Below are 9429 nucleotides of genomic sequence, written 5' to 3'. Positions count from 1 at the left end.
GTCTCCCACGGTGCTCACACCGCCCCCCGGGCCGCGTCGGCCGCGTCGGGGAATCTGGACGGCTGGATCCGGCAGTCGCTGGCGATCATGAAGGCCAAGGGCATCCCGGGCAGCTACGACGGTCTGAAGCGCAACATCATGCGCGAGTCCGGCGGTAACCCCAACGCCCAGAACAACTGGGACGTCAACGCGCAGAACGGCATCCCCTCCAAGGGGCTTCTGCAGGTGATCGACCCGACGTTCAACGCCTACCACGTGGCCGGCACCGCCCACAGCGTGACCGACCCGGTCGCCAACATCACCGCCGCCGCCAACTACGCCGCCCACCGCTACGGCTCGATCGACAACGTCAACTCCGCCTACTGACCACACCCGCCGCACCCCGCCTGCGTGACCCGCAGTGCACCCGCCGCACCCCGCCTGCGTAACCCGCAGTGCACCCGCCGCACCCCGCCTGCGTGACCCGCAGTGGCCCGGTGCAGCCCACGTACCCGCAGTGGCCCCCGACCGCATCCGGTCGGGGGCTACTGCCACTTGCGCCCGCGCCCTGTCCCGCGTCCCGCGGGCCTGGCGGCCCGTGGCTGTCCGGCCCCTGCCTTGTCCCGCGGCCTCTGCCTGGTGCCGCGCTCTCTGCCCTGCCGTGTCCCGCGCCGTGTTCCGCGGGCTGCGGTGTGTCCCGCGTCCCGCGTCCCGTGTCCTGTCCGGTCCCCTCCTGGTCTGTCCCGCGGTCCGGTGCCGCGTCTTCTGTCCCGCCGTGTCCCGTGGCGGGATGCCCGCTGCCGGGGCCAGGCCTCGCTTGTGGCCGGCCCGCTGAGGCTTTCATCGCCGGCCTCTTTGAGGCTGTGCGCCGGCTGCGCCGCGGGGGAAGCGGGTGGTGTGAGTTCCTCCGCTTCCGCGTGCCGGTGCCGGTGCCGGTGCCGGTGCGGGCGGGCGGTGCTTCCTGGCCTTCGATGTCTGCAAGGCTGGTGTCACCGCTTCGTACTCCGCTGTAGATCGCGATCTTGCTGGTCGGGTGCCAGGCTCGGGCCGAGCTGATCCCTGCCTGGATCGGTCCGGTCCGATGTGCTTGCAGTCTCAGCCGGACCGGTCGGCGGTGGGGCTGATGGCGCTGTCCGTCTGCCGTCGAAGGGCACGTCAACCGGATCAAGATGCTCAAGCGCCAGATGTTCGGCCGAGCAGGTTCACGTTGCGACGCAAGCGGGTACTGCTCGCGTGCGCCGGGTGGCTGAGTTCCGGCTGCTTCAGGAGCCGGGAGCCCGGCTGTTGGGCCCGTGCTCGGAGGAATTCCGCCGAGCCGTAGGCGGCGGGCCGCGGATCGGTCATCGTTACGACGATGCCGGGAAGGCCGGCCATGATGGGAACCTGGTCTTCTCGCGGTTCGGCGTCGGCGGCACTGCCGATGACCTCCCTCCCGGCGGCGGTCGGCAGCGCTGTGACGAGGTGGTCGGCAGGACGGTCGCAGAACGCGATGACGTCGACCGCGTGGGTGGGGTGAAGCCGATGAGGGGTTCCTGGCCGACTTCGTTGGCGTGCTCGGCCTCGAAGGTGGCCTCGTCACCGATCGCAGGTCCCATGAGAGAGACCGGGACGGGCCGAGGTCCGTCTACGTCTCCGGCATCCGTGATCCCGAGGCTCTCCGCGTGAATGTTCAGGTCGTACTCGCCGTCCCGTTTCTCCTCAAACCGTGCCGAGGCGCCAAGCAGGAACTCGCGGAGCCGCTGGATCGCCACGCGGGGGGACGGCCTGCGCCAACTCGATCACCAACACCGGTCCGTTCATGGCCCAAAGGCTCATTCGCTGGTGACGGCCCCAGGGACGGCAGGGCGCCGGTCCTGGGATGTTCGAGTGGTGAGGGCCTTCACGCCTTCTCGGAGCGGGGCTCGCGAAGCCTCCGGTCAGACCGTGCGGTCGGTCCTTACGCTCGTGGCGGTGGCGGTGGCGGTGGCGGTGGCGGTGGCGGTGGCGGTGGCGGTGGCGGGGACGGTGGCGGGGACGTCGGGCGGATCGAGCGCGAGTAACTGGCGGAGGGCGTGAGCTCGGTGAAGGCCCGGCGGGCGGCCGTCCGGGGCGGGTCCATCGAGCACAAACGGGTCGGCCAGGACCGAGGACGCCAAGGAGTGTTCGCTCTCGCCGGCCATGGACGGGGTGTTTTGGGCGCCGAACGCCCACGCAGATCGCGGGGGCGTTCATGGATGACGAGCACCGCCGGGTGTTGGCGCTGTGCCGGAACATCGCCGGGTGTCGATCCTCTCTGTAGTTACGACATCAAGTTGCCTCTGAAGTGCAGCGCTTAGAGTCGGCGTAGAGGATTCTGGTTCTGCCTGTGAGCTGGGATGGTATTCATGCATCGCATCAACCGGTCGATGATCGATGCCGTTTGAACTGGCATGCTGTTGTTAGACAGATAGTGTCGTAGCTAGAAGGACAATCTCTTACGAAGCGCGTCGACCAGGCGCGGCGTGCAAGCGCCCGTTTTGCTGCCATTCGCGCACAGATGGTCTTGCCGGTATTGGACGGGCTGGACGAGATAGATCCCTCCTTCGGCGGCACCCCGAGCCTGCAGGCACGCTTCGCCCGCGGGGCGTTGGAGCAGCTGAGCAGCTACCGGGATTCCGGTCGGCCGGCGCCGCTGGTCGTGTTCTCCTGCGTCAGGCACTGCAACGCCCTGCCCGTCGTCGACACCTTGGTCGAAGCGGCCCGGATCACCATCGCGCCCGTCGCACGTTCGTGGCCACCCCCTGCCTGAGCGCCCGTACCGGGGACCTGCCTCGCTGGCCACCCTCATGGCCTGTCGCCTTGTGTGCAGGTGTGCTGTCAGTGCTGGCCGATAGATTGGCCGTCTTGACATGAGTGGGGGCACCGTGACTTCGCAACCGCGTCGTAGTTACACCAACGCGACGATCGCCGGGCTGATGACGCTGGCCCGCGGCGCGTGCTACTGGCCCGGTTGTGGTGAGCCAGTCATCCGAATGGTCGGTGCTGAGCCGATGCTCAACCTGGAGATCGCTCACATCCGCGCCTTCGAGAGCGGTGGTCCGCGGTTCGACCCGTTCTGGACGGTCAAGCAGCGCAACAGCTTCGGCAACCTGATGCTGCTGTGTACTCCTCACCACAAGACGGTCGACGGCCCCAACAGCGCCACCTATCCGGTCGAGTTGCTGGAGGGATGGAAACACGATCGTGAGGCTGAAGGCCAGGACGCGTTGGCGGGCCTGCGGGATCTAAGCGAGGAAGACCTGCTGGGCATGTGCACCGCCCTGCGCGACGAACTCGTCGCGGTGCTTGAGCAGATTGCCAGCAGCAGCCACGCAATCCTCCACCGTCTCGATGCACGGACGGACTTCCAGACGGGGCTGCGGACCTTGAGCCCGCGGGCACAGGAAGAGGCACACGCCCTGACGGGAGCATGGCCGGCCGTGGATCAGGCAGTCGGGCTCTTGCAGAGCTGCCCGACGGAGCGCGAGGCGCTCTTGACGCAGTGGGCCCACCGGTTTCCGAGTTGGATGGAGAAAGCACCCCCGCAGGCGTTCGCCTGGCTGGCCCAACTCGCCTCGGACTACGAGGCCCACCATGCTTCGGTCACGTTCTTCCAGCGTTGCATCGATGATGGCGGCTTCCCGCGGGACCTGTGGGTCGCGCGGGAAGCACAGCAGCTCAGCGCGGCCGGAACGGACCAGGATGCGCGCGATTTTCTCGTCACGAACAACAACCCCAGCTCACCTCTCCTGCTCGGAATGCTGGCACTGTTCGACAGCGACTGGCAGAAGGCTCTGGGCCATCTCGCATCCTGGGAGCCGGCCACCCGGACGGCTCAGGCATTCAAAGCCGGCCTGGAAGCCCACGCCCTGACCAGCACAGGCCAGGACGCCGCCGCCCTGGCCCGGCTGCGTGCCGCAGACCCGGACGGCATCATGGCCGGCATCCAGCATCTGTCCGCTCTCATCCTCCTTGACCGTGCCGTCCGCGGCCGGAGCGAGCACCGGCTCGCGGATGCACGCGAAGCCCTCGCGCTGGCGATCAAAGCCCGCGACGGCCGCCGGACATGGTTCGGCGACAGCGTGGCACCCACGGTGGTGGCGGTGCAGGCAGCCCAGGTCTGCGGAGATGCCGCCACAGCCTGGGGCCTGACACAGGAACAGCCCGAGGGCCAGGCACTCGCCCGCGAGGCGCGCGACCCCCGACTGATCGAGCACCGGGCAGTACTCGCCGCGCTCACCGGCCGGGTGGATGAGGCTCGACGCCTCCAGAGCCAGGTCGAGAGCGCCTACGCCCGTGCACAGATCACCGCCGTGATCTTGGAGCAGGAAACCGACGGCCAGATCGAGCCCCCGCAGGTCCAAGCCGCCTGGCAGGCCGTGTGGGACGCGGCCACCACCGAGCAGGAACAACTCCAGGCCGCAATGGGAATGGCGCAGTGCGGGACGCAACCGGCCGACCTGGACCGCGTCGAAGGCTCCCATCCTGAGATTGTCGCCGAGATCAGACTCATCGCCCGGGCACTGACCGCAAGCTCCGCCGGCGACCTCTCCGTGCTGCGCGCCAACGTCACCAAGAGCCGGATCATCGTGCTGGCACTGGCACAGCGGTACCAGATCAGCGGCGAACGAGAGCTTCGGGCACGGACGCTGCGCTCGGGTGCGGAGCATTGGCGTGACGCCTTCCTGATGGCCATGGCGGCAGACGCCTACCGGCATGCCGACATGCCCGCGCAGACGAAGGTGTGCGCGCGGGAGGCCCTGACGCTGGCCGGTCCGGACTGGGCTGCACAGGGTGAGATGTACGGGTTGCTGGTCGAGGCGGAGCTGGCGGAAGGCAACACCGACCGGGCCACCGACGCGGCGCGCAACATGCTTGCCCTCGATCCGCACGACCACAACGCCCGTTGGGCGCTGGTCCGCTGCCACGTAGCCCGCAGCCTGTTCGAGGATGCTTGGAACGTTCTGGCCTACCAAGGCACGCCCATCGAACCCCGCACCGGACACGAGGCCCTGCTGTGGGTGAAGCTGGGGGCGAAGCACTCCAGCGAAGCCAACTTCGCCGGCCAGTCGCTGGCCCTGATGCAGCGCTGGCCCGATGACGAGGAACTCCTCGGCGCGTTCATCGCGACCCTGCACCTGAGCGCCGCCGGCACCCCCGAGCGGTGGTCTGAAAACGACGCAGGCCAGCTCAACGAAGCCACCGCCGACTACCTGGAACGGTTCCCCGACAGCTCCCAGTTCCGCGCCGTGACACTAGGCCCAGACGATGATCCGCTCGTCAACGTTGCCGACGAACTGCGTCAGGCGCACGAGAACATCAAGGAAGTCCAGAGCAAAGTCGCTGCCGGCGACCTCCCCCTGGGCACCCTGACATGGGTAACCGGTCGGGGCTACACGGAGCTGAGCCTGCGCCGGGGGGCCGGTTTCGTCTATGCGGGCGATGCCCTGGCCGCCAGCGTGGGAGCCGAAGCGGTGGCCACAGCCCGCTCCGTGCGCACGGTCATCGATCCAACCGCTGCCCACACGTTGGCACTGCTGGATCCGGGCCATGCCGAGCGGCTGATCGGCAACCTGGAGGAAGTGGTCACCACCGACCAGCTGTTCCAAGACGCCCTTTACGCCAAGGAGTCCCTCGCGCTGCAGACGGAGCTGACGCTGGGCTGGGACGAGGCGGGACAGCGGCCAGAGGTCCGCAGCGACGAAGTGGCGAACCTGGAGCGGCTGCGTTCCACGTCAGTGCGTGTCGTGGAAGTCCTCAGATCGGTCGCCCGCGTTCCACGTCCGGAACTGCGCCGCTTTCCGCTCCCTGGCACGCGCGGTAAGGAGTGGCTTACCGCGCCCGACTATGCCAAGGAGCACGGGTTGGTCCTGTGGAGTGATGATCGGGTCCTGCGCGCGATCGCGCGTGCTGAGCACATCCCCGCCTTCGGAACCCTCGACCTCCTGGACGCCACGGCCGCTGCCGGCCAGTTCAGTGCCCGCGAGGCTCTGCTCACCAAGGCTGACCTCTTGCGCAACTACTACATTGACATCGACTTCTCCACCGACCTGTATGAGGCCGCAGCCCTTGCCGACGGCTGGCAGGCCAAAGCCGTCGCGAACGCTCTGTCCCGCCCGCTGGCATGGACGCACCCACAGTCCGCGGCATCGTTCGTGCTGGACTGCATCTCCCACATCAGTGAGCAGCGCCCGCACGACATCAACCTGTGGCTGGCTGCCGCCTCCACCGGCCTGGCCCGAGCCTCGGTGCCCGGGGCGGCGAACCAGAACCTCAAAGCTCTGGTCTGGCAGGTCCTGACCCAACCGTGGGTCAACACTTCCTCGCTCCCGTTCATCCTGACCGGGCTCCGCTGCGGCATCGCGGTCCGTGACGACGCCGGGCTCCCGCTGGAGGAGGCGCTCGCCCAGTTCTACGCCGCCCTGGTCGCCCGGTTCGGTCACGTGGTGGCCGCAAGCCAGCTCATGAAGCTGTACAAGATCGCTCCTGACGCGGAGAAGGCGGCCGCCGCCCGGATCGTCCTCACACACCCAGGAAACTGAAGGCTCCCCGGCCAGGGACCGCAGAGGAACCCGTAACCGGCGCGACCCGAGGGATATAGCCTGTTCCCGCCGGTCCGACCGTGCCCTGCGGCATGCCAGCCGCCGCACAACACGGCCACCTGTGTGAAGGAGCGCGATGCGGTTACGTCCCCACCAGCAAGAGGCCCTGGCTGCGATCCGGGCGGCCGCGGGGGAGGGCCGGCGGCGGATGACGGTGGTCTCCGCCAGCGGCAGCGGCAAGACCCTCATCGGCCAGCGCGTATCCGCCGAACTCGCCCCCCAAGGAGCGACGCTGGTGCTGGTGCCGACCAAAGCCCTGGTGGTGCAGACCGCTCGCAAATGGCGCGAAGCCGGGTACCGCGGCCTGCTGATCGGCGTGTGCTCCCTGTCCCAGGAAGACAGCGGCCTGCCGTCTCGGGAAGTCACCATGACCAGCGACCCGGCCACTATCGCCGCCCGGGTGGCGGGGTCGCCTGGGCCGGCTGTGGTGGTGGCGACCTATGCCTCGCTGCACCACCTGACCGCCGCTCACTCCAGCGGCCTGGGGGCCTGGGATCTGTTGATCGCCGACGAGGCCCACCGCACCTGCGCCGCGTTCGGCGAGGGCTGGGGCACCGTCCACGACGACACCCTGATCCCCGCCGCCACCCGCCTGTACATGACCGCCACGCCAAGGATCTGGGCCGCCCGCGCCGACGCCGGCCTGCTCGACACCGAGGACCGCCCGCCTCTGGCCACGATGGAGCATGAAGAGGTGTTCGGCCCCACCGTCTACCGCCTGGGCCTGGCCGACGCCATCGAGCGCGGCATCGTCGCTGATTACCAGGTCCTGGTCGTTGTCGTCGACGACCAGGACCAGGACCTGCTCAGCATCCTCAACGATCCCCATCCCGCCGGCACCGCGCACCACGACGGCCTGCGCAACTCTGCTGTGCAGGTTGCCGTCGTACGTGCCATCCATGAACACAAGCTGCGCCGGATCCTGGTCTTCCACAACCGCGTAGAGGCCGCCACCGGGTTCGCCCGCACCCTGCCCCAGACCGCCGCCCAGGTCCACGATCCACTGCGCCGCGACCACCTGTGGTCGCACGCTGTCTACGGCGAGCAGGACGGCACCGTGACCCAGTCCCTGCTCGCCGCTTTCGCCGACCCCGGGCAGGACGTCGCTGTCCTGTCGAACGCTCGCATGCTCAACGAAGGCATCGACCTGCCCGACCTGGACGCTGTCGTCTTCGCCGCACCCCGTTACAGCACCATCGACGCCGTCCAAGGAGTCGCCCGAGGACTGCGCCAGACGCCGGGTGCCGGCAAGCGCACCACCTTACTGATTCCCGTCTACCTGCCCGAGACCCGTGACGGCGCCAGCATCCTTGAAAGCTCCGACTTCGCCGCCCTGATCGCGATCCTGCAGGCCCTGCGCTCACACGACGAATCGTTCATGGACCGCGTCACCCTGCCCCCGCCAACGCGCCCCAACACCCTGATCACCCGCGAACTGCTCTACAGCGACCCCGAACGCGCCGCCCAACTCGCCCGTGTCCTCGGCCTGAAGATCCTCATTCCCGCCGCCGGGACCTGGACCGAGGGACTGCGCTCCGCCACCCGTTACCATCGCTCCTTCAGCCACCTGAACGTCCCCTTCGACTACATCGACGAGGACGGCTTCGGCCTGGGCCAGTGGACCGCCGGCCAGCGACTTCACCACCTGCTGGGCGCGCTCCCTGCCGAGCGCCGCACCGCACTGGAAAGCCTCGACATGAGCTGGACACCGCCCACCGCAACCCAGGGCATGCTCGACCATGCCCGCCTGTTCGCCCGTACCCACGGTCACCTCGCCGTCCCCACCACCACTGTGGTCGGCGGATACGCGTTGGGTAAATGGCTGAGCACATGCCGCACCCGCGCCGGCGCCGGGAACTTGGACGGCGAGGTGCAAAACACGCTCGACCGGATCGACCGGTGGTGGAACCCGCCCTGGCCGCCCGCCTGGCAGTCCCATTACGCCCTGGCCAAGGCCTGCTACCGCGGCTGGGGCCAGACATGGAACCCGGCCACGCGTGCACCTTCCCAGCACGACCTTGCCGCCGTCCGCTGGATGACGACGCAGGAGAGAGATTTCTTCCGCCTGACGCCCGAGCAGCAGGACCTGCTACTGCAGATCGGAGCGCAACCCGGCACCGAGATTCTGCTGCGGCCTCCCAGGGCCGCCAGCAAGAGGAACAATTACAGCCTGGGGTTACCCCACGCAGCCCGTTTCCTGGCAGAGGAAGGGCACCTGGACATCCCCGCGGGCCACCAAGTCACGTGGGAGAGAGATGCGAGCGGCCCCTCCGGCTCCTTCCCGCTAGGAGCCTGGTTTCATGAGCACCTCGCGACCTCGGCGGACCTGGCCCCAGAGGAACGCCGCGCCCTGAACGCGCTTCGTGAACTGGCCCGCCGCACAGCCGAGTACATCCAGAGCCCCAGCAATTCCCGTCTCCCACAAGCACGCCGGAGCCGGCCACGGGCGGGAGCCAGCCAGCTGGATACCGTCGCAGACCTCACCGGCCGCCCGCACGCGTTGGCCGCCACCTACAGGAAGGCACGCCGCGGCAACACACCGACCGCCTTCATCCTGCAGCGTGCCGACGGGTGGAGCGCCCGCGTCGACACCTCCACCACCAAACTGGTCGTCGTGCAGCGCGAAGCGGCCTTCACCCTGCAAACCATGATTGAGAGAGCAGTCCGCGCGGGCGAGGCGGCATGGGGGAGTACCGGGCCCGTCCACTTCTCGATCGGTGGACTGCCCGACGAGGAGACCGCCCGCAGTTGGGCCGTCCGCCTGCACCGCGCGACCCACAAGCATCTGCGCGACGTGATTGGCTACTACGGCTTCGTTACTCACATGGTGTGAACCACCCGGGGGGGGGAC

General features: G+C 68.6%; 5 protein-coding genes and 1 pseudogene. 4 read left to right on the top strand and 2 right to left on the bottom strand.

Translation table 11 applies throughout. The features are described from left to right. A partial coding sequence (locus ACWEEU_RS27880) for a transglycosylase SLT domain-containing protein (RefSeq protein WP_451735912.1) occupies nt 1–366 on the top strand: 366 nt, incomplete at its 5' end. A gap of 885 nt (nt 367–1251) precedes the next feature. On the opposite strand, the pseudogene ACWEEU_RS27875 reads toward ACWEEU_RS27880, so the two are convergent. Continuing rightward, a pseudogene (locus ACWEEU_RS27875) lies at nt 1252–1730 on the bottom strand (DUF6368 family protein); the annotation flags it as partial. A gap of 165 nt (nt 1731–1895) precedes the next feature. Further along, the gene (locus ACWEEU_RS27870; RefSeq protein WP_451735910.1) at nt 1896–2138 is read right to left on the bottom strand and encodes a hypothetical protein; all 243 of its coding nucleotides are present in this window, start codon (nt 2136–2138) and stop codon (nt 1896–1898) included. A gap of 362 nt (nt 2139–2500) precedes the next feature. Here ACWEEU_RS27870 and ACWEEU_RS27865 point away from each other — a divergent pair, with 362 nt between their 5' ends. The 3 genes from ACWEEU_RS27865 to ACWEEU_RS27855 all read left to right on the top strand — a co-directional run bounded on the left by ACWEEU_RS27865 (nt 2501) and on the right by ACWEEU_RS27855 (nt 9411). Then, nucleotides 2501–2746, top strand: a complete 246-nt coding sequence (locus ACWEEU_RS27865; protein WP_451735908.1) for a hypothetical protein — start codon at nt 2501–2503, stop codon at nt 2744–2746. A 115-nt stretch (nt 2747–2861) separates the two neighbouring features. After that, a complete protein-coding gene (locus ACWEEU_RS27860; RefSeq protein ID WP_451735906.1) occupies nt 2862–6518 on the top strand; it encodes a PIN domain-containing protein in 3657 nt (1218 codons plus the stop codon). A 136-nt stretch (nt 6519–6654) separates the two neighbouring features. Beyond that, complete coding sequence (locus tag ACWEEU_RS27855) at nt 6655–9411, top strand: Helicase associated domain protein (RefSeq protein ID WP_451735903.1); 2757 nt, start codon at nt 6655–6657, stop codon at nt 9409–9411. Nucleotides 9412–9429 lie beyond the last annotated feature (18 nt).

It is taken from the genome of Streptomyces sp. NPDC005004 (assembly GCF_053600675.1).
Note: the sequence above shows the minus strand (reverse complement) of the source record. Positions and strands in the feature narration are given on the sequence as shown.

Excerpts from the sequence above, each read along its gene's own strand:
- ACWEEU_RS27870 (WP_451735910.1), bottom strand. The coding sequence starts at position 2,138 with ATGGCCGGCGAGAGCGAACACTCCTTGGCGTCCTCGGTCCTGGCCGAC.
- ACWEEU_RS27855 (WP_451735903.1), top strand. The coding sequence starts at position 6,655 with ATGCGGTTACGTCCCCACCAGCAAGAGGCCCTGGCTGCGATCCGGGCG.